Annotated in this window: 20 protein-coding genes; 8 read left to right on the top strand and 12 right to left on the bottom strand. The window is 59.0% G+C overall.

The features are described from left to right. Positions 1 to 45: 45 nt before the first annotated feature. Genes JQ845_RS06500 through JQ845_RS06490 form a run of 3 tightly spaced genes read right to left on the bottom strand, consistent with a single transcriptional unit; the run spans position 46 to position 3,292 of the window. Entirely contained in the window at positions 46 to 1,290 is a 1,245-nt protein-coding gene (locus JQ845_RS06500; protein ID WP_060781737.1) for a lipoprotein-releasing ABC transporter permease subunit, read from the bottom strand. Between the two features lie 60 nt (positions 1,291 to 1,350). After that, the gene (gene lolD, locus JQ845_RS06495; RefSeq protein ID WP_165439647.1) at positions 1,351 to 2,034 is read right to left on the bottom strand and encodes a lipoprotein-releasing ABC transporter ATP-binding protein LolD; all 684 of its coding nucleotides are present in this window, start codon (positions 2,032 to 2,034) and stop codon (positions 1,351 to 1,353) included. A gap of 7 nt (positions 2,035 to 2,041) precedes the next feature. Then, positions 2,042 to 3,292, bottom strand: coding sequence for a lipoprotein-releasing ABC transporter permease subunit (locus JQ845_RS06490; protein ID WP_003446647.1), 1,251 nt, complete (start codon positions 3,290 to 3,292; stop codon positions 2,042 to 2,044). Positions 3,293 to 3,386: 94 nt separating this feature from the next. On the opposite strand from JQ845_RS06490, the gene JQ845_RS06485 reads away from it, so the two are divergent. Continuing rightward, a complete protein-coding gene (locus tag JQ845_RS06485) occupies positions 3,387 to 3,971 on the top strand; it encodes a PilZ domain-containing protein (protein ID WP_003446645.1) in 585 nt (194 codons plus the stop codon). Between the two features lie 31 nt (positions 3,972 to 4,002). Further along, positions 4,003 to 4,725, top strand: coding sequence for a glycerophosphodiester phosphodiesterase (locus tag JQ845_RS06480; protein WP_003446642.1), 723 nt, complete (start codon positions 4,003 to 4,005; stop codon positions 4,723 to 4,725). 42 nt (positions 4,726 to 4,767) lie between these two features. Here JQ845_RS06480 and sthA read toward each other — a convergent pair whose 3' ends face one another. Continuing rightward, positions 4,768 to 6,162 (bottom strand): Si-specific NAD(P)(+) transhydrogenase, encoded by a 1,395-nt coding sequence (gene sthA / locus JQ845_RS06475; protein ID WP_003446640.1) that lies wholly within the window; start codon positions 6,160 to 6,162, stop codon positions 4,768 to 4,770. Between the two features lie 295 nt (positions 6,163 to 6,457). Between sthA and JQ845_RS06470 the strand changes: the two genes are divergently transcribed. Next, a complete protein-coding gene (locus JQ845_RS06470) occupies positions 6,458 to 7,021 on the top strand; it encodes a chalcone isomerase family protein (RefSeq protein ID WP_161720064.1) in 564 nt (187 codons plus the stop codon). A gap of 154 nt (positions 7,022 to 7,175) precedes the next feature. Next, positions 7,176 to 8,474, top strand: a complete 1,299-nt coding sequence (gene tcuC / locus JQ845_RS06465) for an MFS transporter (RefSeq protein ID WP_003446635.1) — start codon at positions 7,176 to 7,178, stop codon at positions 8,472 to 8,474. A gap of 452 nt (positions 8,475 to 8,926) precedes the next feature. Here tcuC and JQ845_RS06460 read toward each other — a convergent pair whose 3' ends face one another. Beyond that, a complete protein-coding gene (locus tag JQ845_RS06460) occupies positions 8,927 to 10,390 on the bottom strand; it encodes a glyceraldehyde-3-phosphate dehydrogenase (RefSeq protein ID WP_029612746.1) in 1,464 nt (487 codons plus the stop codon). Positions 10,391 to 10,677: 287 nt separating this feature from the next. Here JQ845_RS06460 and mfd point away from each other — a divergent pair, with 287 nt between their 5' ends. Both mfd and JQ845_RS06450 read left to right on the top strand, forming a co-directional pair. Next, a complete protein-coding gene (gene mfd, locus JQ845_RS06455; protein ID WP_203008776.1) occupies positions 10,678 to 14,127 on the top strand; it encodes a transcription-repair coupling factor in 3,450 nt (1,149 codons plus the stop codon). A gap of 11 nt (positions 14,128 to 14,138) precedes the next feature. Further along, positions 14,139 to 16,841 (top strand): DEAD/DEAH box helicase, encoded by a 2,703-nt coding sequence (locus JQ845_RS06450; protein WP_003446629.1) that lies wholly within the window; start codon positions 14,139 to 14,141, stop codon positions 16,839 to 16,841. Positions 16,842 to 16,903: 62 nt separating this feature from the next. On the opposite strand, the gene nagZ is transcribed toward JQ845_RS06450, so the two are convergent. Both nagZ and JQ845_RS06440 read right to left on the bottom strand, forming a co-directional pair. Beyond that, positions 16,904 to 17,902 (bottom strand): beta-N-acetylhexosaminidase, encoded by a 999-nt coding sequence (nagZ, locus tag JQ845_RS06445; RefSeq protein ID WP_177412936.1) that lies wholly within the window; start codon positions 17,900 to 17,902, stop codon positions 16,904 to 16,906. Positions 17,903 to 18,062: 160 nt separating this feature from the next. Further along, entirely contained in the window at positions 18,063 to 18,770 is a 708-nt protein-coding gene (locus tag JQ845_RS06440) for a TetR/AcrR family transcriptional regulator (RefSeq protein ID WP_003446626.1), read from the bottom strand. A gap of 254 nt (positions 18,771 to 19,024) precedes the next feature. Between JQ845_RS06440 and lexA the strand changes: the two genes are divergently transcribed. Both lexA and sulA read left to right on the top strand, forming a co-directional pair. Next, complete coding sequence (gene lexA / locus JQ845_RS06435; RefSeq protein ID WP_003446624.1) at positions 19,025 to 19,633, top strand: transcriptional repressor LexA; 609 nt, start codon at positions 19,025 to 19,027, stop codon at positions 19,631 to 19,633. Positions 19,634 to 19,643: 10 nt separating this feature from the next. Beyond that, positions 19,644 to 20,117 (top strand): SOS-induced cell division inhibitor SulA, encoded by a 474-nt coding sequence (sulA, locus tag JQ845_RS06430; protein ID WP_003446622.1) that lies wholly within the window; start codon positions 19,644 to 19,646, stop codon positions 20,115 to 20,117. A gap of 75 nt (positions 20,118 to 20,192) precedes the next feature. Here the strand turns inward: sulA and JQ845_RS06425 are convergent, their stop codons facing one another. From JQ845_RS06425 to fadA, 5 genes are all read right to left on the bottom strand, one after another. Next, on the bottom strand, positions 20,193 to 20,426 hold the full coding sequence (locus JQ845_RS06425; RefSeq protein ID WP_003446620.1) for a hypothetical protein: 234 nt from the start codon (positions 20,424 to 20,426) through the stop codon (positions 20,193 to 20,195). Between the two features lie 118 nt (positions 20,427 to 20,544). Continuing rightward, the gene (locus JQ845_RS06420; protein ID WP_003446619.1) at positions 20,545 to 21,066 is read right to left on the bottom strand and encodes a DUF6586 family protein; all 522 of its coding nucleotides are present in this window, start codon (positions 21,064 to 21,066) and stop codon (positions 20,545 to 20,547) included. 186 nt (positions 21,067 to 21,252) lie between these two features. Continuing rightward, positions 21,253 to 23,880: a type I DNA topoisomerase gene (topA, locus tag JQ845_RS06415; protein WP_003446618.1), complete on the bottom strand. Its 2,628-nt coding sequence runs from the start codon at positions 23,878 to 23,880 to the stop codon at positions 21,253 to 21,255. A gap of 114 nt (positions 23,881 to 23,994) precedes the next feature. After that, positions 23,995 to 24,231 carry a DUF1653 domain-containing protein gene (locus tag JQ845_RS06410; RefSeq protein WP_003446616.1) on the bottom strand — a complete coding sequence of 79 codons (237 nt, stop codon included), beginning with the start codon at positions 24,229 to 24,231 and terminating at the stop codon, positions 23,995 to 23,997. An 86-nt stretch (positions 24,232 to 24,317) separates the two neighbouring features. Beyond that, on the bottom strand, positions 24,318 to 25,493 hold the full coding sequence (gene fadA / locus JQ845_RS06405; RefSeq protein WP_003446615.1) for an acetyl-CoA C-acyltransferase FadA: 1,176 nt from the start codon (positions 25,491 to 25,493) through the stop codon (positions 24,318 to 24,320). Positions 25,494 to 25,511: the final 18 nt, after the last annotated feature.

The following is a 25,511-nucleotide window of genomic DNA, read 5'->3' as shown; positions in this document are numbered from 1 at the left end:
CAATACGCAGAAAGAGCTCGCTCCTACAGGTCAGGCTAAGGGCGGTCAGGAGTAGCGCAGCGCGTGGGCCGGCTGGATTTTCGCCGCGCGATACGCAGGGTACAGCGTCGCCAGAAAACTCAGCAAAAAGCCTGCACCGCAGATCAACGCCACATCGCCACCTTGCAGCTCTGATGGCAGGTTGCTGACGAAGTACACGTCGGAGCTGAATATGTGCTGCCCGGAAACCCGTTCCATCCAGCCCACCAGCTCGCTGACATTCAGCGCCGCAATCACCCCCAGCACGCCGCCAATCAAGGTACCGACAATACCGATCACCGTGCCCTGGACCATGAAAATGGCCATGATCTGACGCGGCGTGGCGCCGATGGTGCGCAAGATGGCGATGTCGGCCCCCTTGTCGTTCACCACCATGATCAAGGTGGCGATGATGTTGAACGCAGCCACGGCCACAATCATCAGCAACAACAGGCCGATCATGGTTTTTTCCATCTTCATGGCGCTGAACAGGCTGCCCTGGGTGTGGGTCCAGTCATCCGCCCGGTAGCCGTCGCCCAGGCTGGCCGCCACCTGCTTCGACACCTGGGGCGCCGCGTACAGATCCTTGACCGCCAGGCGCACGCTTTGCACCTGATTCGGCTGCCAGTGCTGCATGGCAGCGGCATCGGCAACGTGGATCAGGCCCATGGAGCCATCCAGCTCGGCCCCGACCTTGAAGATACCGACCACATTCAAGCGCTGCAGGCGCGGGGTAATTCCCCCCGGTGCGGTGCTGGCCTCGGGGACGATCAAGGTGATTCTGTCACCGATACCCAGGCGAAACCGTCGTGCGGTAATGTCACCCAGCACCACGCCAAACTCGCCGGGCTTCAGGTCTTCTAGCCGGCCCTGCACGATGTGCTGGGCAACGATCGAAACCTGACCTTCCAGCGCCGGATCAACCCCGCTGACCTGAATCGGCTGCATCGAGCCCTTGTAGGACAACATGCCATCCATCTCGGTAAACGGCACAGCGGCCGTGACCTCGGGATTCTTCATCGCCGCTTCGGCCACCGGGCGCCAGTCATCAATGGGCTTTACGCCGACGATGGTCGCGTGGGGCACCATACCGAGAATGCGGTTGCTCATTTCACGCTGAAAACCGTTCATCACAGACAACACCACAATCATCGCCAGTACGCCCAGGGCGAGACCGATCATCGAAGTCATGGAGATAAACGAAACAAATCGGTTGCGGCGCTTGGCACGGGTATAGCGCGTGCCGATAAAAATCGATAACGGTCTGAACATTCGCGGGCACCGTATAAAAATAAAAGACCCGGCGCCGGAATACGGCGCCGGGCTTGGCGATTACATCGCGCTCAGACGACCTTCCTGAAGGTGCAATACGCGATCCATCTGGCGGGCCAGGTTCATGTCATGGGTCACCACCAGGAACGCTGTGCGCATCGAGGTGCTGAGCTCCAGCATCAAGTCCTGAATGCCCTGGGCGGTGTGCGAATCGAGGTTGCCGGTGGGCTCGTCGAGCATCACCAGCCCCGGGTTGTTCACCAGTGCACGGGCAATCGCCACGCGCTGGCGCTCGCCACCCGACAGTTCTGCCGGCTTGTGCTCCAGGCGATGGCCCAGGCCAACCCGGGTCAGCAACGCAGTTGCACGCTCACGCGCCTCGGGGATCGGGGTTTTACCGATCAGCAATGGCATGCAGACGTTTTCCAGCGCGGTGAATTCGGCCAGCAGGTGGTGAAACTGGTAAACGAAGCCCAGCGAGCGATTACGCAACAGGCCGCGGGCCTTTTCGCCCAGTGCCGACAGCTCTTCGCCTGCCAGCCACACGCTGCCCGAAGACGGGGTATCGAGGCCGCCGAGCAAATTGAGCAAGGTACTTTTGCCCGAACCCGAGGTCCCGACAATCGCCACGCGCTCGCCCGGGTGCAGCTCCAGCTGCAGGCCGGACAACACCACCACCGACTCCGGGCCTTCCTCGTAGCTCTTGCCCAGGTCGCGGCAACTCAACACTGCTTGTTCTTTCATGCCCAACTCACTCATAACGAAGCGCCTGCGCAGGCTGGGTGCGCGCAGCACGCCAGGCCGGGTACAAGGTCGCGAGGAAACTCAGAACCAATGCCGCGCCACACACCATCAACACATCCTGCGCCTGCAATTGCGACGGCAGGTAGTCGATAAAGTACACGTCGGCGTTGAGAAACTTGTGCCCGATCAAGCCTTCAAGGGCCGAGATCGCAGCACTCACATTGAGTGCCGCCAACATGCCGAGCACGGCGCCGATGGCGGTCCCGACCACACCGATAACGGTGCCCTGGACCATAAAGATGGCCATGATGGTGCCGGGCGTGGCGCCCAGGGTGCGCAAAATCGCGATGTCGCCTTTCTTGTCATTGACCACCATCACCAGGGTGGAAATGATGTTGAAGGCGGCCACGGCGACAATCAGCAGCAACAGCAAACCGATCATGGCTTTTTCCATGCGGATTGCCTGATACAGATTGCCATGGGTGCGGGTCCAGTCGCGGGCGTAATACTGGCTCTCGCCCAGCTGCTGGGCGATTTCCCATGCCGTACGCGGCGCCTGGAACAGATCGTCAAACTTGAGACGCAACCCCTGTACCTGATCAGGCTTCCAGCGTTGCAAACGGGCCAGATCCTGCAGGTTGGTCACGCCCAGGTAGCCGTCAATTTCACCCGCGCCGACATGGAAAATGCCCTGCACGGTGAAACGCTTCATGCGTGGAAACATCCCGGCCGGGGTTACGGTGACTTCCGGCGCAACAAAGGTCAGCTTGTCACCGATGGCAACCCCGAGCTTCCTGGCCGCCTTGTCACCAATGATGATGCCGAAGCTGCCCGGGGTCAGCGAGTCGAGCTGTCCTTCGAGCATGAACTTGTCAATGATCGAAACCTTGCGTTCCTGCACCGGATCGATGGCATTGAGCATTACTTTCTGCACATTGCCGTCATGGGTCAGCAGCCCCTGCATCTGGGTGAACGGCGCTACCGCCTCCACCTTGGGGTTCTGCCGGACTTTGGCGGCCAGGCTTTGCCAGTCGCTGATCGGTTGATCACCAACGATGGTCGCGTGGGGCACCATGCCCAGCACGCGGGTGCGCATCTCATGATCGAAGCCGTTCATCACCGAGAGCACCACAATCATTACGACCACGCCGAGGGCGAGTCCGATCATTGAAGTCAGAGAAATGAACGACACAAAATGATTGCGGCGCTTTGCACGGGTATAACGCGTGCCGATAAATACGAAGAGAGGTCTGAACATGTCGGGGCTTGTTCGAGGGAAAAGAAGACGTCCTTGTGGCGGGGCCTGATAAGCAGCTTTACACTCAGACCACAGCCGCCATCACGGGTTCGCCATGTCGACATTAAATGACGCAGATCGCCGCGAATACTACCGTATCGAAGATCTGATCGCACTGGAAATAACCCCGCTAAGGGCCTCCGAAGCCGCTACCAGCGAAGTGTTGCAAGATGCGTCTCCACTGTTCAATTTACTCAGTGAGCTGCACCTTAGCGAATTCGAGTCCCAGCACCTGCTGCGCCAGATCAGCGAGCGCGACCGCACTGTTTCCAGCTACCTGAAAACCCTTAACAAACGCGTCGATCTGCTGAGCCAGATCGTGGCGCAAACCGTGCTGGGCCAAATCGGCGAGCTACAGCCGGTGACGCTGTCCGAAGGCGGAATCGAGTTTCATCACCCGCACCCCTACCCGACCGACAGCCACCTTGCAGTCAAACTGGTACTGATGCCACAAGCCCTTGGGCTGCTGCTGCGGGCCCGCGTCGTGCGATGCCTGGCGCAGGACGGCGGCTACAGCATCGACACCGAATTTGAATCCCTTAACGACACCCAACGTCAGTTGTTAGCGCGCCACATTTTGCAAAAACAGGCACAGGCACGCCGCCTGGCCCGCGAACAACACGAATCCGCGCCCGAATGAATACTCAGGCGCTACCTACCAAGGAGCAATTGTGACTCTGATTTACGGCCATCGCGGCGCCAAAGGCGAAGCACCTGAAAACACTCTTGCCAGCTTTGAGCAATGTCTCAAACACGGCGTACGTCGCTGCGAACTTGATCTGCACCTGTCCAAAGACGGCGAGCTGATGGTGATCCACGACTCGACCCTCAAGCGCACCACCGACCGCCGCGGCAAGGTCAGTGAACATACCGCAGCGGATCTGGCGACCTATGACGCGCGCAAAGGCGGCCCCGGCTGGATGCAGCCATGCCCGATCCCGCGTCTTGAAGAGCTGTTCGAGAAATGCAACTTCGAGCACTGGCAGCTGGAAGTCAAAAGCGCATCCCGCACCCGGGCTGCAAGCACGGTACTGGCCATTCGTGAAATGGCGGTGCGCCACGGCATCATGGACAAGGTCACCGTCACCTCAAGCTCCCGTGAGGTGCTCAAGGCCGCGCTGGAGCTGACCCCGGACCTGTCCCGCGGACTGGTAGCCGAATACGCCTGGCTCGACCCGATCAAGGTCGCGCAAGGTTATGGCTGTGACATGCTGGCGCTGAACTGGACGCTATGCACCCCCGAGCGCCTTGAGAAAGCACAACAGCAGGGTTTGCATGTATCGGTGTGGACGGTCAACGAGCCTGCACTAATGCGCAGGCTCGCCGACTTCGGCGTAGATAGCCTGATTACAGACTTTCCCGGTTTGGCCACTGCCACCCTCGGGAAAAGCTGAAATCGGTCTCCCCGGCCGGCTCAGGCCACCGGCCGGAGCCGCTCAAAAAAGCCGGTTAAGGCCATCGTAAGCGGCTACCCGATAGGCTTCGGCCATGGTCGGGTAGTTGAACGTGGTATTGACGAAATACTTCAGGGTATTGAGCTCGCCCGGCTGGTTCATGATCGCCTGACCGATGTGCACGATCTCGGATGCCTGGTAGCCAAAGCAGTGAACGCCCAGCACTTGCAGGGTTTCACGGTGGAACAGGATTTTCAGCATGCCCTGGGGCTCGCCGGCAATCTGTGCCCGCGCCATGCTCTTGAAGAACGCCTTGCCCACTTCATACGGCACTTTGGCCTGGGTCAGCTCCTGCTCGTTCTTGCCGATCGAGCTGATCTCCGGAATCGTGTAAATACCGGTTGGCACGTCGTTCACGAAACGCCAGCTGCCGTTATCCACAATACTGCCAGCGGCGGAGCGGCCCTGGTCATGGGCAGCACTGGCCAGGCTTGGCCAGCCAATCACGTCACCGGCACCATAGATATTGGGCACTGTGGTGCGATAGTTTTCATCGACACTGATCTGGCCGCGGCCATTGACCTTGATCCCGATGTTTTCCAGACCCAGCTGATCGGTGTTGCCGGTACGCCCGTTGCACCAGAGCAAGGCATCTGCCTTGATCTTTTTGCCGGACTTGAGGTGCAGAATCACGCCGTTTTCGACGCCTTCAACCCGCTCGTATTCTTCGTTGTGGCGAACCGTGATGTTGTTGTTGCTGAAGTGGTAGCTCAGCGCCTGCGAGATCTCGGAGTCGAGGAAACTGAGCAATTGCTCACGGTTGTCCACCAGCTCGATCAATACCCCCAGACCGCTGAAGATCGACGCGTATTCGCAGCCGATCACCCCGGCGCCGTAAACAATCAGCTTACGCGGGGTATGTCCCAGGCTGAGAATGGTGTCGCTATCGTAGATACGCGAGTGAGAGAAATCGATATCGGCCGGGCGATACGGACGCGAGCCGGTGGCGATAATGATTTGCTTGGCCATCAGGGTTTCGACGACACCGTTGCTGCACACCACTTCAATGGTTTGCTCATCGGTGAAGCTGCCGGTACCGAAGAACAGGTCTACGCGATTGCGCGCATAGAAGCCGGTACGCGATGCCACTTGTTTGGAGATGACTTTTTCGGCGCTTTTCAGTACGTCCGGAAACGAGAACCAGCGCGGCTCACCAATGGCCCGGAACATCGGGTTGGTGTTGAACTGCATGATCTGGCGAACCGAGTGACGCAAGGCTTTGGAAGGGATAGTGCCCAAGTGCGTGCAGTTGCCGCCCACCTGGCGCCGGCTATCGACCATCGCCACTTTGCGTCCCGCTTTTGCGGCGTTCATTGCCGCACCTTCTCCCGCCGGGCCGGAACCCAGTACCACTACGTCGTAGTTGTAGACAGCCATGCGTACTCCTCAGAACAGGCCGCGGCCCCCATTTGGGCACCTGCGGCTAAATCATGTCGCGGCCAGCGGCATGAAGGATCAAAACGTGGGGCACAGTCTATAGAAGCCTGAAGGCCACGAACATTAACCCTTGGTCTGGTCGAAAACTATTTTTGTCCGCGGCGCATCGTTCAGACGCGCGCACCCCCTGCAAGAGCTAGCCTGCTCGCGGGCAAGCTCGCTCCTGCACAGATCTTCGTCATGCTTTCACAAAACTGGCATAACCTTTAACCACCCATCGATCAGGATTGCGTCCATGCGCCAGCTGTTGATCGTCCTGGTGCTGACTTTTAGCGCCGCAGCCCTCGCCGATGAATCCGCGCAGCTCAAACAAGCCGGCTTTGCCGCACAGTGGCAGGGAGGCTCGCAGCCCATGGAGCGCAGGGGCCAGATCGTACTGACGTATCTGTGGGCCGACATCTATGCCGCAGCACTGTTCACCCGGCCCGGCCTCACCCCGCAACAAGCGTTCGATGAACAGCGCGCCATGCGCCTGGAACTGTTCTATCTGCGCGACCTCGATCACAGCGATGTAACCCGGGCTTCTGCAGCCATTCTCAAACGCCAGCAGCCGGCAGCCACCCTCGCCCGCCTGGAACAACCGCTGAAACAACTGCAGGCCAGCTTTGGCCATATCAAACGGGGCGATCGCTACGCCCTGGACTATGACCCGCAACGCGGCCTGAACCTTGAACGCAATGGCAAAGTCATCTTCAACAGCCCTGACCCGGAGCTGGCCAAGGCCTATCTCGGCATCTGGCTCGGCCCGGACGGACTTCCTGAAAAGCTGCGCCAGACCCTGCTGGCGCATACCCCCTGAGCCATCCTGTAGTTGCAACTACAGTTGCCTACAGCAACGGATACACATATCGTTACAAAACTGTTTTGCACAACGGCACAAGCCTTGATCTTGCAGTGTGGACGAGTAAAAAACATGGATTACGCATAAAACAGATAACAGCGGGTGATTTCTGATGGGCTCCAGTACGGGCAAAGGCAAGGCGATTTTTCGCGTTGTCAGCGGTAACTTTCTCGAGATGTTCGACTTCATGGTCTTTGGCTTCTACGCCACAGCCATTGCCAAAACCTTCTTTCCGTCCGACAGCGCCTTCGCTTCATTAATGCTTGCCCTGGCTACTTTTGGCGCAGGCTTCCTGATGCGCCCGCTGGGTGCAATCTTTCTCGGCGCCTACATCGACCGTCACGGTCGGCGCAAAGGCCTGATCATTACCCTCGCCCTGATGGCCATGGGCACAGTGCTGATTGCCTGTGTGCCGGGTTATGCCACCCTGGGTGTCGCAGCCCCGTTACTGGTGTTGCTGGGGCGCTTGCTGCAAGGTTTTTCAGCGGGCGTGGAACTGGGCGGCGTTTCGGTGTACCTGGCGGAAATCGCTACCCCGGGTCGCAAAGGCTTCTTCGTTAGCTGGCAATCGGCTAGCCAGCAAGCGGCAGTGGTGTTCGCCGGCCTGCTCGGGGTTGGCCTCAACCACTGGCTGAGCCCAGAAGACATGGGTGACTGGGGCTGGCGCATCCCGTTCCTGATCGGCTGCATGATCGTGCCGGTGATCTTTGTCATCCGTAAATCGATGGAAGAAACCCCTGAGTTCGAAGCCCGAACGCATCACCCTACCCTGCGTGAAATAGTTCGTTCCATCGGTCAGAACTTCGGACTGGTGCTGGGCGGCATGGCCCTGGTGGTGATGACCACCGTGTCGTTCTACCTGATCACCGCCTACACCCCGACCTTCGGCAAGTCAGAACTGCACCTGTCGGATTTCGATGCCCTGTTGGTGACGGTGTGCATTGGCCTGTCGAACTTCTTCTGGCTGCCGGTGATGGGCGCACTGTCCGACAAGGTAGGACGTAAACCGTTGCTGCTGGGCGCGACCCTCCTGGCGATCCTGACTGCTTATCCGGCGCTGTCCTGGCTGGTGGCCAACCCGAGCTTCAGCCATCTGCTGATCGTCGAGTTGTGGTTGTCGTTCCTGTATGGCTCGTACAACGGCGCCATGGTGGTGGCCCTTACCGAAATCATGCCGGTCGAGGTGCGCACCACAGGCTTCTCCCTGGCTTATAGCCTGGCCACTGCGACCTTTGGCGGCTTTACTCCGGCGGCTTGCACCTACCTGATCCACGTACTGGACAACAAGGCGGCACCGGGCCTGTGGCTGACAGGCGCAGCGGTACTGGGCCTGATTGCCACCGTAGTGCTGTTCCGTGGCAATAAACACGAACTGCGTACCGCTCAAGCCGCAATCCCGGCTAACAGCTAAAACCATGTAGGAGCGAGCTCGCCTCGCGATGTTTTGATCTTCTAAAAGATCGCGAGACAAGCTCGCTCCTACTAGCCTGGCGACTGCACCGGGCCTGATTGCCACCGTAGCGCTGTTCCGTGGCAATAAACACGAACTGCGCACCGCTCAAGCCGCAATCCCGGCTAACAGCTAAAACCATGTAGGAGCGAGCTCGCCTCGCGATGTTTTGATCTTCTAAAAGATCGCGAGACAAGCTCGCTCCTACTAGCCTGGCGACTGCACCGGGCCTGATTGCCACCGTAGTGCTGTTTCGCGGCAATAAACACGAACTGCGCACCGCTCAAGCCACAATCCCGGCTAACAGCTAAAACCATGTAGGAGCGAGCTCGCCTCGCGATGTTTTTGACAATTTTACAGCGCACACAAAAACGCCCCGAACCAGTCGGGGCGTTTTCAGTTGCGGCGGTTGCTTAGCGCGGGAACGCTGGCGGGTTGACCCCGGCCATGTCTTCCATCACGCGAACTACCTGGCAGCTGTAACCGAATTCGTTGTCGTACCACACGTACAGAACAACGCGGTTGTCATTGCAGATAGTCGCTTCAGCATCGACCACACCGGCGTGACGCGAACCTACGAAGTCAGTGGAAACCACTTCCTGGGAGTTCACGTAGTCGATTTGCTTGTGCAGATCGGAGTGCAGCGCCATGTAGCGCAGGTACTCGTTCATTTCTTCACGGGTAGCCGGCTTCTCAAGGTTCAGGTTGAGGATGGCCATCGAAACGTTTGGCGTCGGAACGCGGATCGCGTTACCGGTCAGCTTGCCGGCCAGCTCGGGCAGAGCCTTGGCAGCAGCGGTGGCAGCGCCGGTTTCGGTGATAACCATGTTCAGCGCGGCGCTACGGCCACGGCGGTCGCCCTTGTGGAAGTTGTCGATCAGGTTCTGGTCGTTGGTGTACGAGTGAACCGTTTCAACGTGACCGTTGACGATGCCGAACTTGTCGTTGACAGCCTTGAGCACCGGCACGATGGCGTTGGTGGTGCAGGATGCCGCCGAAACGATCTTGTCGTCTGCGGTGATTTCGCCGTGGTTGATACCGTGAACGATGTTTTTCAGCTTGCCTTTGCCCGGTGCGGTCAACACCACACGGTCAATGCCAGGGCAAGCCAGGTGCTGGCCAAGGCCTTCGGCGTCACGCCATACACCGGTGTTGTCCACCAGCAATGCGTTCTGAATGCCGTACTGGGTGTAGTCCACTTCAGTCGGGTTCTTCGCGTAGATCACCTGGATCAGGTTGCCGTTGGCGGTGATGGTGTTGTTGACTTCATCAATAACGATGGTGCCATCGAACGGACCATGTACCGAGTCACGACGCAGCAAGCTTGCACGCTTGACCAGATCGTTTTCGGCGCCTTTGCGCACAACGATGGCACGCAGACGCAGACCGTCGCCACCACCGGTTTTTTCGATCAGGATGCGCGCCAGCAGACGGCCGATACGACCGAAGCCGTACAGCACAACGTCAGTGCCTTTGCGGGCAGAAGCATTTTGCTGACCCACTACATCGGCCAGTTCTTCGCGCACGAACTGCTCGGCAGTACGGCCATTGGCTTCGGCCTTGAATTTAACGGCCAGCTTGCCCAGGTCTACCGAAGCAGCACCGAGCTTGAGCTCGCTCATTGCTTTAAGCAGAGGGAAAGTTTCGTGTACGGACAATTCGCTGTCATCGGACTGGCGATGACGGGCAAAGCGATGAGCTTTGAGAATCGCGATGACTGAACGGTTGATCAGGCTGCGGCCATAGATCGAACTCACCACATTGTTATTGCGGTAGAGCTGACCGATTAGCGGGATCATCGCTTCTGCGAGTGCTTCACGGTCGATCCATTCACCAAGACACTGGTCGGGCTTCTGAGTCACGGGAACCTTCCACATGTAGGGGCTGAAAAAAGGGGCTACATTATGCAGTTGCGCCCCTGCCTGGGCAATGCACGCCTGTCACACGCCCGAACTGAAACGTTTAAGCCCCAGCAAATAAAGGTAAAAAAATTTATAACACCCTGGTTTTCATGGGTTTTCAGCCCTTGATCCTCCCCCGCGACAGCCCCATGTCCGGTATCACGCACAGAATTCACCCCCCCTTTAAAGACTGCAACTGACAGCCAGCCCCTTGGCCCGTTACAATTGCCGACTTTGTCGCAACGCTTGGAGCTCAACCTTCCGTGCCCGTCCTGCGTCTACCGAAACTCCCTGCCACTGCAGGTAAACAGCACTGGGGCAATCTGCCCGGTGCCGCCCTGAGCCTCGCAATCGCCGAAGCTGCCAGCGCCGCCCAGCGCTTCACCCTGCTCCTGACCGCCGACAGCCAAAGCGCCGAACGCCTGGAGCAGGAATTGAGGTTTTTCGCGCCCGAGTTGCCGGTGCTGCATTTTCCCGACTGGGAAACCCTGCCCTACGATCTGTTCTCGCCGCACCAGGACATCATTTCCCAGCGCATCGCCAGCCTGTACCGGTTGCCGGAACTGAGTCATGGCGTTTTGGTAGTGCCGATCACCACCGCCCTACATCGCCTGGCTCCGACCCGGTTTTTGCTGGGTAGCAGCCTGGTGCTGGATATCGGCCAGAAGCTGGACGTCGAGCAAATGCGCACCCGGCTTGAGGCCAGCGGTTATCGCTGCGTCGACACGGTGTACGAACACGGCGAGTTCGCGGTACGTGGTGCCTTGATCGACCTGTTCCCGATGGGCAGCAAACTGCCCTACCGGATTGACCTGTTCGACGACGAAATCGAAACCTTGCGCACTTTCGACCCGGAAACCCAGCGTTCCATCGACAAGGTCGAATCGGTACGCTTGCTGCCGGCCCGGGAGTTTCCGCTGCAAAAAGATGCTGTAACCCGGTTCAAGGCGCGCTTTCGCGAACGCTTCGATGTGGATTTCCGCCGTTGCCCGATCTTTCAGGACCTGAGCAGCGGGATCACCCCGGCCGGTATCGAGTACTACCTGCCGCTGTTTTTCGATGAAACCTCGACCCTGTTCGACTACTTGCCGGGGGATACGCAAGTGTTCTCGCTGCCCGGTATCGAGCAGGCCGCGGAGAATTTCTGGTCTGACGTGCGCAACCGCTACGAAGAACGCCGCATCGACCCGTCCCGCCCGTTGCTGCCCCCTGCCGAGCTGTTCCTGCCGGTGGACGACTGCTTCGCCCGGCTGAAAAACTGGCCACGGGTAGTCGCCAGCCAGGACGACGTAGATGCCGGCAGCAGCCGCGAGCGCTTCCCGGCCCGGCCGTTGCCGAATCTGGCGATAGAAGCCAAGGCCAATCAGCCACTGGCGGCATTGTCCGGCTTTCTAGAGCAGTTTGATGGCCGCGTGCTGTTTACCGCCGAATCTGCCGGTCGCCGCGAAGTGCTGCTCGAACTGCTGGAACGTCTGAAACTTCGCCCGAAAACCGTCGAAAACTGGCCCGACTTCGTCGCCAGCAAACACCGTCTGGCCATTACCATTGCGCCGCTGGATGAAGGCCTGCTGCTGGACGACCCGGCCCTGGCCCTGATCGCCGAAAGCCCCTTGTTCGGGCAACGGGTGATGCAGCGTCGCCGTCGCGAAAAACGCGCCGACGCCAACAACGATGCAGTGATCAAAAACCTCACCGAACTGCGCGAAGGCGCACCGGTGGTGCATATCGACCACGGGGTCGGCCGCTATCAAGGGCTGGCGACGCTGGAAGTCGACAATCAGGTGGCCGAGTTTCTGACCCTGGAATACGCCGAGGGCGCCAAGCTCTACGTGCCCGTGGCCAACCTGCACCTGATCGCCCGCTACACCGGCAGCGACGATGAACTGGCACCGCTGCATCGTTTGGGCTCTGAAACCTGGCAAAAAGCCAAGCGCAAAGCCGCCGAGCAGGTCCGTGACGTGGCTGCCGAGCTGCTGGACATCTATGCCCGCCGGGCTGCCCGTGAAGGCCATGCGTTTGCCGATCCGAAGGCCGATTACGCAACTTTCAGCGCCGGCTTCCCGTTCGAGGAAACCCCGGACCAGCAAACCACCATCGAAGCCGTGCGCGCCGACATGTTGTCGCCCAAGCCAATGGACCGGCTGGTGTGTGGCGATGTGGGCTTCGGCAAAACCGAAGTGGCCATGCGCGCCGCCTTCATTGCCGTGCATGGCGGCCGTCAGGTGGCGATTCTGGTGCCCACCACCCTGCTCGCCCAGCAGCACTACAACAGCTTCCGCGACCGCTTCGCCGACTGGCCGGTAACGGTAGAGGTAATGAGCCGCTTCAAATCGGCCAAAGAAATCAACGCCGCCGTGGCCCAGCTGGCCGAAGGCAAGATCGACATCGTGATCGGCACCCACAAGTTGCTGCAGGACGACGTCAAAATCAAAAACCTCGGCCTGGTGATCATCGACGAAGAGCACCGCTTCGGGGTACGTCAGAAAGAACAGCTCAAGGCCCTGCGCAGCGAGGTCGACATTCTGACCCTCACCGCAACGCCAATCCCGCGCACCTTGAACATGGCCGTGTCCGGCATGCGCGACCTGTCGATCATTGCCACCCCGCCTGCCCGCCGCCTGTCGGTGCGCACCTTTGTCATGGAGCAGAACAACAGCACCGTCAAAGAGGCGTTGTTGCGTGAACTGTTACGCGGCGGCCAGGTTTACTACCTGCACAACGATGTCAAAACCATCGAGAAATGCGCCGCCGAACTGGCAGAGCTGGTGCCAGAAGCACGGATCGGTATCGGACACGGGCAAATGCGCGAGCGCGAACTCGAACAGGTGATGAGCGACTTCTATCACAAGCGTTTCAACGTGCTGATCGCCTCGACCATCATCGAGACCGGCATCGACGTGCCGAGCGCCAACACCATCATCATCGAGCGCGCCGACAAGTTCGGCCTGGCTCAGTTGCACCAGTTGCGCGGCCGGGTTGGACGCAGTCACCACCAGGCTTACGCCTACCTGCTGACACCCCCGCGCCAGCAAATTACCGGCGACGCGCAAAAGCGTCTGGAAGCCATCGCCAATACCCAGGACCTGGGGGCCGGCTTTGTGCTGGCCACCAATGACCTGGAAATCCGTGGTGCGGGCGAGCTGCTCGGTGACGGCCAAAGCGGCCAGATCCAGGCCGTCGGCTTTACCCTATACATGGAAATGCTCGAGCGCGCGGTGAAGTCGATCCGCAAGGGCGAACAGCCCAACCTCGACCAGCCCCTGGGCGGCGGGCCGGAAATCAACCTGCGGGTACCGGCGCTGATTCCTGAAGCCTATCTCCCGGATGTGCACACCCGGCTGATCCTCTACAAACGCATTGCCAATGCCAGCGACGAAGACGGTCTCAAGGATTTGCAGGTCGAGATGATCGACCGCTTTGGCCTGCTGCCCGAGCCAAGCAAAAATCTGGTGCGCATTACCCTGCTCAAGTTGCAGGCCGAACAACTGGGGATCAAAAAGGTCGATGCCGGCCCCCAGGGCGGACGCATCGAGTTTGCCGCGGACACGCCGGTTGACCCGCTGGTGCTGATCAAGCTGATTCAAGGCCAGCCCAACCGTTACAAATTCGAAGGCGCCACCGTGTTCAAGTTCATGGTGCCGATGGAACGTGCCGAAGAACGCTTCAACACTATTGAGGCGCTGTTTGAGCGCCTGACACCGAAGTCGCCCTGAATGAAGTACCCATGTCCGTGAGCCTGACCCCGCAACTGACCAAGCCGCTCGCACCGACCTGGGTCAGTCGCTTCAAAGAGCAAAGCCTGGAACGTGGCCGCAGCTACGCCAGGCAAAACCGCGTCAGGATTGTGCAGATCGGTGACAGCCTGATTACTGCCAGCTGTCAGGGTTCGGGCGAAAACACCTACCGCCAGACCATTGAATTGCGCGACTCGGCCAAAGGCACATTGCTGCTGGTGAGCGCCAACTGCACCTGCCCGGTGCGGGCCAATTGCAAGCACACTGCTGCCGTATTACTGAAGATTGAAGAAACCTTGAACTACCCTGCCGCCGCCCAGGACGCCGAGCTTCTGGAAAAACTCCAGGCCGTACTCGACTCGCGTCGCCCTGCCAACCTGCCCGAAGTGCTGATCGATGACGTGCAACCGGTGCCGCGCCTATGGCTGGCCAGTGCCGAGTTCAGCGCCTTTGAACCGCGCAACGGCAAGATGCAGCGTTATATCCAGCACCGCGCCGCGCTGTCGTTCAATTACCTCGAGCAATACGCCAGCGGGCAAAAAAACGCCGACATCCTGATTCGCCAGGAACACCAGACCCTGCGCATCAAACGCCAGCCGGAGGCGGAAAACGCCTTTCGCGAGCAACTGCGCACCCTGGGTTTCAAAATCGCCACCCGCCAGAGCAAGGCGCTGCCTGAAAGCGCCGGCGAGCTGTTTGAAATGGTCAACGACAGTGCCTGGCTCAACTTCACCCTCAATCAAATGCCCGGCCTGCGCGAACAGGGCTGGGAACTGCAGATCGATGAAGACTTCGGTTTTGACCTGAGCCCGGTGCAAGACTGGTACGCCAACGTCGACGAGGCCCCGGAGCACGACTGGTTCGACCTGGAACTGGGGATCATCGTCAACGGCCAGCGCCTGAGTTTGCTGCCGATCCTGTTGAACCTGATGCGCTCCCATACCGATCTGCTGAGCCCGGAAAAACTGGCCAGGCGCCGGGACGACGAACTGATTCTGGTGAACATCCCCACCACTCCCAACAGTGGCCACGGCCCGCTGCAAGTGGCTCTGCCCTATGGCCGCCTGAAACCGGTGCTGGCGACCCTGGACGAGTTTTATCTGGGAGAGCCGGGCGCCACCAGCCTGCGGATCAAAAGTGCCGACGCTCCGCGGCTTAACGCCCTGGATGCATTGCCCCTGCGCTGGGAAGGCGGCGAGCACATCCGCGGCTTTGCCCAGCGCCTGCGGGATATCAAGGACTTCAGCGTCGAAGCTCCCGAGGGCCTCAACGCCAACCTGCGCCCCTACCAGCTGGAAGGCCTGAGCTGGATGCAGTCACTGCGTCAACTGGAGGTCGGGGGGATTCTTGCCGATGACATGGGGCTGGGTAAAACCCTGCAAACCCTGGCGCATATCCTCTGCGAGAAAAATGCCGGGCGCCTGGATCGCCCGGCCATGGTGGTCATGCCCACCAGCCTGATCCCCAACTGGCTCGACGAGGCAGCGCATTTCACCCCGCAGCTCAAGGTGCTGGCGCTGTATGGCGCGACGCGTAAAAAGCACTTTGAGCACCTCAACGACTATGACGTGATCCTGACCACCTATGCGCTGCTGCCAAAAGACATTGAACAGCTGGCAAAACTGCCGCTGCATGTACTGGTGCTGGATGAGGCGCAGTACATCAAGAACCCCGGCAGCAAGGCCTCACAGGCGGCCTGCGAACTGAATGCACGTCAGCGCCTGTGCCTGAGCGGCACACCGCTGGAAAACCACCTGGGCGAGCTGTGGTCACTGTTCCACTTCTTGCTGCCCGGCTGGCTGGGCGATGTCAAAACCTTCAACCGCGATTACCGGGTGCCCATCGAGCGCCAGGGCAGCGACGAGCGTTTGCAGCACCTCAATGCACGGATCAAGCCTTTTCTGTTGCGCCGCACCAAGGAGCAGGTGGCGACCGAACTGCCGCCCAAGACCGAGATCATCCACTGGGTGGATCTCAACGAAGCCCAGCGCGATGTGTACGAGACCATGCGCCTGGCCATGGACAAAAAGGTCCGCGACGAAATCACCCGCAAAGGTGTGGGTCGCAGCCAGATCATCATTCTTGAAGCCCTGCTAAAACTGCGTCAGGTGTGCTGCGACCTGCGACTGGTCAGTGACACCCCGCCGAAAAAAGGCAGCACCTCCGGCAAGCTCGACAGCCTGATGCTGATGCTTGAAGAATTGTTCGCCGAAGGCCGGCGCATCCTGCTGTTTTCGCAGTTCACTTCGATGCTCGGGCTGATCGAAGCCGAACTGCAGAAACGCAAGGTGCGCTACGCCATCCTCACCGGGCAAACCCGTGACCGTCGCGCACCGGTGAAGGACTTCCAGAGCGGCACCCTGCAAATCTTTCTGATCAGCCTGAAGGCTGGCGGCGTGGGCTTGAACCTGACCGAGGCTGACACCGTGATCCACTACGACCCGTGGTGGAACCCGGCGGCGGAAAACCAGGCGACCGACCGCGCCTACCGCATCGGCCAGGAAAAACCGGTGTTTGTGTACAAGATGATTGCCCGCGGCACCGTGGAGGAGAAAATCCAGCACTTGCAGCAGGAAAAATCGGATTTGGCCGCAGGGGTTCTGGATGGCCGCATAGCCGGAGACTGGAAACTGCAGGACGACGACATCGATGCGCTGTTTGCACCGTTGCCGCCGAAAATCGAAAAGCGCTGAAACAACGTGAATGCTGCAGGAGCAGCCGGTCGACGCTCCTGCAGTTTTATTGCATTGGCCCTTCAATCAATCAGCTGGGCATCTCTAAGCGCACCCATCGCCACCAGCCAGCGCGGGCTCTCGCGATAGTCGGTGCTGGCCCATGCCTGGCCACGCATGCGTGCAATCCGCGGTGAAGGGGTCACCTTCAGACGCTGCGCTGCACTGAGTGCCAGCTCGGCCGCTGCCCGGTCGTTGCACACCAGGCCCATGTCGCAACCGGCCGACAGCGCCGCTTCGATACGGCTGGCAGCATCGCCGACCACATGGGCGCCGGCCATCGACAGATCGTCACTGAAGATCACGCCGTCAAACTCAAGCTCGCCGCGCAAAATATCCTGCAACCAGCGACGGGAAAATCCGGCTGGCTGGCTGTCCACTTGCGGATAGATCACATGGGCCGGCATGACTGCCGCCAGGTGCTTGCTCAACAGGGCAAATGGCACCAGGTCATGGCTGCGGATCTGCTCAAGACTGCGTTCGTCTACGGGAATCGCTACATGGGAATCGGCCTCGGCCCAGCCGTGACCGGGGAAATGCTTGCCGGTTGCAGCCATGCCCGCATCATTCATCCCGCGAATGAACGCCCCGGCCAACACTGCTGCACGCTGCGGGTCACCCTCGAATGAACGGCTACCGACCACAGCACTGCGCTGGTAATCCAGATCCAGTACCGGGGCGAAACTCAGGTCCAGCCCGACAGCCAGCACTTCGGTGGCCATGATCCAGCCACACTGTTCGGCCAGGTACTCGGCATTGGGGTTATCGGCAATTGCGCGCATGGCCGGCAGACGCACGAAGCCCTGACGCAGACGCTGAACCCGCCCGCCTTCCTGGTCGACCGCCAGCAGCAAGTCAGGACGAATGGCGCGAATCGACGCACTGAGCTCACGCACCTGGCGCGGGTGCTCGATGTTACGGGCAAAAATGATCAACCCGCCCACTTCAGGCTGGCGCAACAATTGCCGATCTTCGGCCGTCAGCCAGGTACCGGCGACGTCCACCATCAAGGAGCCTTGCAGGGCAGAACTCATGGATAATCCTTTGAATAAAAAATAGCGGACACAGGGCTACGGGCCTCACCTGAATGAGACAGCAGCGAGTCGGCAACAGGAAATGGATCAGGAACGAACATGGCAGCTAGCTTAGCGGAACTCAGCTGCCACGCCCACCCGCAGCAGGTCAAACCTTGACGCTGACCTGCGGGGTTTTGCTGCGGGGACGAAGCTGTGCGGCGGCCATTGCCGGATCAACCACGCCGCTTTCAGCACGCATGCCTGCGGCGAGGAAAGGCACCATCAGACGCATCACCTGTTCGATCGAGGTGTTTACCCCGAAGTCGGTTTCGGCAATGGCCCGCAATGCCTTGATTCCGGACATGCTGAAAGCCGCCGCGCCGAGCATGAAATGCACGCGCCAGAACAGTTCGATCGGGGGGATTTGCGGGGCGGCCTCGTTGACCAGCAACATGTAGCGGCGGAAAACCTTGCCGTACATGTCTTCAAGGTAGCGCCGCAAATGCCCCTGGCTCTGACTGAATGCCAGCCCCAGCAAGCGCATGAAGATAGACAGGTCATTGCCGCTGCGGGGCTGGATTACCAGCGCCTGCTCCACCAGCATTTCCAGCAGTTCTTCAAGGGTGGGCCGATTCTCCGGCCTGGCCTGACGGCGCTCCAGCTCTCGATCGAGGTTGGCGCAAAAAGGCCCCAGAAACCGCGAAAAAACTGCCTGGATCAGCGCTTTTTTTGAACCGAAATGGTAATTGACAGCCGCAAGATTAACCCCGGCCTTGCTGGTAATCAGCCGCAATGAGGTTTCGGCAAACCCTTTTTCCGCGAACAGCTGCTCGGCAGCATCAAGGATACGTTCAACGGTTTCCGACTGGGCCATGGCTACTCCGCCTGACAAACATTTAAACAGTTGTTTGAAACATACGTTTCAGCTTGTAAAAAGTCAAGGTGACGTATTCACATTGCGACCGGGCGGTTTCGCATTTAACCACAGCCTCGGCCCGCCGGGTCGCAGCTGATAAAGTGCGTAGCCTGACAGGCGACCGTCCGGCGGACTCCTGAAAATGGGTGATTGCCAATCAGCTATCACTGTATATAATCCCAGTCACTGTATAAAAAGACAGAGCGATCAACATGCTAAAACTGACGCCACGCCAAGCTGAGATCCTGGCCTTCATCAAGCGATGCCTGGATGACAACGGATACCCGCCCACCCGTGCCGAGATCGCACAGGAGCTGGGCTTCAAGTCGCCGAACGCCGCCGAAGAACACCTCAAGGCCCTTGCCCGCAAGGGTGCCATCGAGATGACTCCGGGAGCATCGCGGGGCATTCGCATCCCCGGTTTCGAAGCCAAGTCCGACGAATCCACCCTGCCCATCATCGGCCGGGTTGCTGCCGGCGCCCCGATCCTGGCGCAGGAGCACGTCGAAGAGTCATGCAATATCAACCCGACCTTCTTCCATCCGCGCGCTGACTATTTGCTGCGGGTGCAAGGCATGAGCATGAAGGACGTCGGCATCTTTGATGGCGACCTGCTTGCCGTTCATACCTGTCGCGAAGCCCGTAACGGCCAGATTGTCGTGGCCCGCATCGACGACGAAGTGACGGTAAAGCGCTTCAAGCGTGAAGGTAACAAGGTCTGGCTAATCGCCGAGAACCCTGACTTCGCCCCGATTGAAGTCAACCTCAAGGACCAGGAACTGGTCATTGAAGGCTTGAGTGTCGGCGTCATTCGCCGCTAAAGGAGGCTTCATGCAGTTCCCACACACACCGCTGCCAGCACAACTCAATCTTTTCGAGGCGTTCATGGCAAAACCAATGACCCCCGCGATCAAAGACGTGCTCGATTCACCCTGGAGCGTCGAACCCGAAGCATTCAGTGAACTGTCGCTGCGCGGTGCTGCCGGAAACTGCCTGAACCTGCTTGCGCCCATGCTGCGCGAACTGAGCGAACAACCGGACGACCGCTGGCTGACACTGATAGCGCCACCCGCCAGCCTGACTCAAAGCTGGCTACGGGATGCCGGCCTCAACCGTGAACGTATTTTGCTGCTGCAGCCCAACGGCAATAAAAGCACGCTGCAACTCACCTGCGAAGCTCTGCGCCTGGGCCGAAGCCACACGGTGGTCAGCTGGATCAATCCACTGAATGCCGCAGCCCGCCAACAGCTGATTGGCGCAGCACGCACCGGTCACGGGCAAAGTTTAAATATTCGTCTGGGCTAAACAGCGGACGTTGTCACAGGGCTTTTGCTGAATACAAAAGCCGGTCCGTGACACGCCTGGGGCATGGATCGCGTCTTAATGAAGAATACGCGGTCCGTCATCCTTTTCGAGTTCGCCTTCGGCCAGTCGGCCCGCCATCTGCACACCTACGCTAAGCATGGCCTTGGCCACCTCTACGTGCTGACCCTGAAGAAAAGCCTTGGCATCTTCAGAGAAGTTCAGCGTCACCAAAGACCCCTCGTCTTCAGCCCGACGCAACTCGATACGGCCGTCTGGCAATTCGACAATTTCAAGAAAGGACGTTGGCATAAAAGTTTGTTCTCCACGAAAGCGCGGGATTATATCAGTCATCCACTGGGAATTTGCCAGGAACTGTGCTGGTTTCATTACAGACTGATGAATGACTGTACAGTTTTGCCTTCGACCATCAGCACTCATTGAGCCCGTCGCGAAAGCGGACAGCCAGGGATTTCAAGTTCTGGCGCCACTCTTCCAGGGTTTCCCGGCCTAACTCCCCGGGTGTCTCGTCCTCCAGATTGACCGCTACGATCAAGGGCTGGAAGACATCTGCCTTGACCTTTTTCGGAGCCTGCAACGGCTGGTACAACGCCCCATGGGCGGCGATCAATTGGGCCAGCCAGGTTTGCGGCGCACGCGCCAGCTCGACCATTTCTGCCAGTTCGGGGATGGCTATTGCCTCCAGCACCTCCTGAGTGAGCAACAGTTCAACCCTGGGCGCGCCGGCCTGAGGCAGACGGTAGAAACCCGCGATTTCATGGCACAGCCCGAGCAATGCACCATACAAATGGAACACCGCTGATTCGCGTTCGGCCTGTACCAGCGCCTGAGCATTCATGGCCCGACCTTCGCCGGCCTTGTTCATGGCATCCAGGGCCAGACCGGCGAAGTAAATTTTCTGATTGGTGCGGGTATAGAGTTCATGAGCCATGCGGGCGCGCTCCACAGCGAATTGGATAAGTGCAGACTGAGCAGTCTCAGGGATCAGGGGCTACGGGAGCAAGCGCCAATCCTGCGCTTTTGTTGCAGTTGCCACAGGCCCGTACAGGACAATCACAAAAAAACCGCGCAAGGCATGCAGCCCTTGCGCGGTTTTTTGTTAAGCCGTCACGCTAAATCAAGCGTCTTTCTCTTTACGCTTGTCTTCAACCTTCCAGCTTTTGCCGTCGTAGAAGGCACGCCAGCCTGTCGGCTTGCCTTCAACTTCAGTCTGCACGTACTGCTCCTTGGTTTTGCGGCTGTAGCGAATCACCGCTGGACGACCATCCGGGTCCTTCTTCGGCGCTTCACACAGGAAGTGGTACTTGGGATCGATCTCGTCCTTGTGCGGCACGATTTCAATCACCAGCGGCGCACGGGTCTCGCGGTTTTTCGGGAACTGGCTGGCCGCCAGGAACAACCCCGAAGCACCGTCACGCAAAATATACGTGTCGTTGACCTTCTCGCACTTGAGCTCCGGCATTTTTACCGGGTCCATTTTCGGCGGCGCAGCTTCACCACTTTTCAGCAGTTTGCGGGTGTTTTTGCATTCGGCGTTGGTGCAACCGAAGAACTTGCCGAAACGACCGGTCTTGAGCTGCATCTCGCTACCGCACTTGTCGCACTCCAGGCTTGGCCCTTCGTAGCCCTTGATGCGGTAGCTGCCTTCTTCGATTTCGTAGCCGGTGCAATCCGGGTTGTTACCGCAGATGTGCAGCTTGTGCTTCTCATCCAGCAGGTACGCATCCATCGCGGTGCTGCAAATCGGGCAGCGGTGCTTGCCCAACAGCACCAACGATTCGGACTCACCCTCGTCGTCGGCAGCAATTTCGTCGCCAGGCACCAGGTTGACCGTGGCCTTGCAGCGCTCTTTAGGCGGCAAGCTGTAGCCCGAGCAACCCAGGAATACACCGGTCGACGCGGTACGAATCTGCATCGGACGCCCGCACTCTTTGCACGGGATGTCGGTCATTACCGGCTGGTTGGCACGCATCCCGCCTTCCGGCGCGGCCGCTACTTCAAGTTTCTTTTTGAAGTCGCCATAGAACTCGTCCAGCACGTTTTTCCAGTCGCGCTCACCGTGCGCCACATCATCGAGATTTTCTTCCATCCCGGCGGTAAAGCCGTAGTCCATCAGGTCAGAGAAGCTCTCGGACAAACGCTCGGTAACGATGTCGCCCATTTTTTCGGAGTAGAAGCGGCGGTTATGCAGCGCCACGTAACCACGATCCTGGATGGTGCCGATGATCGCGGCGTAGGTCGAAGGACGACCGATACCGCGTTTTTCCATCTCTTTTACCAGGCTGGCTTCGGAGTAACGCGCAGGCGGCTTGGTAAAGTGCTGGCTCGGATCGAGTTCGATCAGTTTCAGCACGTCGCCCTGGGCCATGTCCGGCAGTACATCGTCGTCGCCAGGCTTGGCAATTTGCGGCATGACCCGGGTGTAGCCGTCGAACTTCAGGATGCGGCCCTTGGCACGCAGCTCAAAGTCACCAGCAGCGACGCTGACGGTGGTCGACAGGTATTTGGCCGGCAGCATCTGGCAAGCAACAAACTGGCGCCAGATAAGCTCGTAGAGCCGCTCAGCATCACGTTCCATGCCCGACAGCTTGCTTGGATCGGTGTTTACGTCAGAAGGACGAATGGCTTCGTGAGCCTCCTGCGCGCCTTCCTTGCTGCTATATACGTTGGGGGCCGGCGGCAGGTAGGCAGCACCGAACTCACCCTCGATGTAAGTGCGCGCCATTTCCACGGCATCAGCCGAAAGGTTGGTGGAGTCGGTACGCATATACGTGATGTAGCCGGCTTCGTACAGACGCTGGGCCATCATCATGGTTTTCTTCACCCCGAAGCCCAGGCGGTTACTCGCGGCCTGTTGCAGGGTGGAAGTAATGAATGGCGCAGAAGGCTTGCTGCTGGTTGGCTTGTCTTCACGCTTGGAGATGGTGTAGCTGGAGGCTTTTAGCTTCTCCAGCGCCGCCATGGCCTGAGTTTCGTTCAGCGGCTTGAAGGCTTCGCCTTTTTCACGGGCAACGTCGAAGCGCACTTTCGCGCCCTTGGCAGTGCCCAGATCGGCGTGGATTTCCCAGTATTCTTCAGGGTTGAAGGCACGGATCTCACGCTCACGCTCAACCACCAGCTTCACGGCAACCGACTGCACCCGACCGGCCGACAGGCCACGGGCGATTTTCGCCCACAGCAGCGGCGAAACCATGTAACCCACCACGCGGTCGAGGAAACGACGCGCCTGCTGGGCGTTGACACGGTTGATGTCCAGCTCGCCCGGCCTGGAGAAGGCTTCCTGAATCGCCTTCTTGGTGATTTCGTTGAACACCACACGCTTGTAGCGGCTGTCATCACCACCGATGGCTTCGCGCAGGTGCCAGGCAATGGCTTCCCCCTCGCGATCCAAGTCGGTTGCGAGATAGATGGTGTCAGCATCCTTGGCGAGCCGGCGCAGCTCTTCGATGACCTTTTCCTTGCCCGGGAGGATCTCGTACTTGGCTTTCCAGCCATGTTCCGGATCGACACCCATGCGCGAGATCAGCTGCTTTTGAGCCTTCTCTTTTGGCGACAGGGCCGGCACTTCACCAGCCGCCGCCTTGCCGCGCTTGGCAGCAGGTTCTTTGCTGGCGCTAGCCGAACCGCTGGTGGGCAGGTCTCGGATATGGCCGATACTCGACTTCACCACGTACTCGTTACCCAAGTACTTGTTGATGGTCTTGGCCTTAGCCGGGGATTCCACAATGACCAGCGATTTGCCCATGGATCAGAAAATTCCTGAATTCTAGAAGTGAAAGGCGGTTCGCGCCTGACGCGGCACCGCTATATATAGTGGCTACAAGGTGAGGTCAAGCACAGGGTTCTGCGCGACCTCGCCTCATGGCTTGGGAAAAATACTCGGTTCAGCCTTTACCAGAGCGAATCGGGGGACTGTTTTGCCCTCATATTCGACCGTTTCAATAAACATTTTCAGCGGACGCACCCAATAGCCGAATTCACCATGCAAGGCCTGGTAAAACACGACCTCCTCTTCGGTCTCGGAGTGGCGCGCCACATTGAACACCCGATATTGCGGGCCTTTATAGTGTTGGTAGAGCCCAAGTTGTACCGACATGTTGCGCTCCCTAAAAGAAAAAAATTCAAAACATCCAAAAAACAAAAACCGGGGCACATGGCCCCGGCTTCCATCAACGCAACGCTTTAGACGCGTTCGAAGACAGTGGCAATGCCCTGGCCAAGACCAATGCACATGGTGGACAACCCGAAAGTGCCGCCATTTTGCTTCATTACATTGAGCAAAGTGCCGGAGATGCGAGCACCCGAACATCCAAATGGATGGCCCAGGGCGATGGCACCGCCGTGCAGGTTAACCTTCTCATTCATCTTGTCGAGCACTTTCAAATCTTTCAGCACCGGCAGGGCCTGTGCAGCGAAAGCTTCGTTGAGCTCGATGAAGTCGATATCGGCCATATTCAAGCCTGCGCGCTTCAATGCTTTTTGCGTGGCCGGTACAGGACCATAGCCCATGATCGCCGGATCCACACCGGCAACAGCCATCGAGCGGATCACTGCCAGCGGCTCAAGACCCAGGTCTTTTGCACGCTGGGCCGACATTACGATCATGCACGAGGCACCATCGGTAATCTGCGACGAAGTGCCCGCAGTCACTGTCCCGCCCTTGGGGTTGAAGGCCGGCTTCAACGCAGCCAGGCTTTCCATGCTCGTATCCGGACGAATGGTCTCGTCGTAGTCGAACATTTTCAGGAAGCCATTTTCGTCATATCCCTGCATCGGGATGATTTCGTCTTTGAACTTGCCTTCAATGGTCGCCTTGTGGGCCAACTGGTGAGAACGCACGGCAAAGGCATCCTGCTGCTCGCGGGTGATGCCATGCATCTTGCCCAGCATTTCAGCGGTCAGACCCATCATGCCCGAGGCTTTCGCCGCGTACAGCGACATGTGCGGGTTAGGATCAACGCCGTGCATCATGCTCACGTGACCCATATGCTCGACGCCACCGACCACGAAAACGTCACCGTTACCGGTCATGATCGCCTGGGCAGCAGTGTGCAGGGCGCTCATGGACGAACCGCACAGCCGGCTCACGGTTTGCGCGGCCGAAGTATGTGGGATCTGGGTCATCAGCGACGCCATGCGTGCGATGTTCCAGCCCTGCTCCAGGGTCTGGTTTACGCAGCCCCAGATCACGTCTTCCACTTCGTTCGGGTCAACCTTGTTGTTGCGCTCCAGCACTTTGCTGATCAGGTGCGCAGACATGTCTTCAGCACGGGTGTTGCGGTGCATGCCACCCTTGGAGCGGCCCATCGGGGTGCGACCGAAGTCAACAATCACCACGTCTCTAGGATTCAAGCTCATAATTTCACTCTCACTCTA

This window comes from Pseudomonas paraversuta, assembly GCF_904063065.1.
Taxonomy (GTDB): domain Bacteria; phylum Pseudomonadota; class Gammaproteobacteria; order Pseudomonadales; family Pseudomonadaceae; genus Aquipseudomonas; species Aquipseudomonas paraversuta.
Note: the sequence above shows the minus strand (reverse complement) of the source record. Positions and strands in the feature narration are given on the sequence as shown.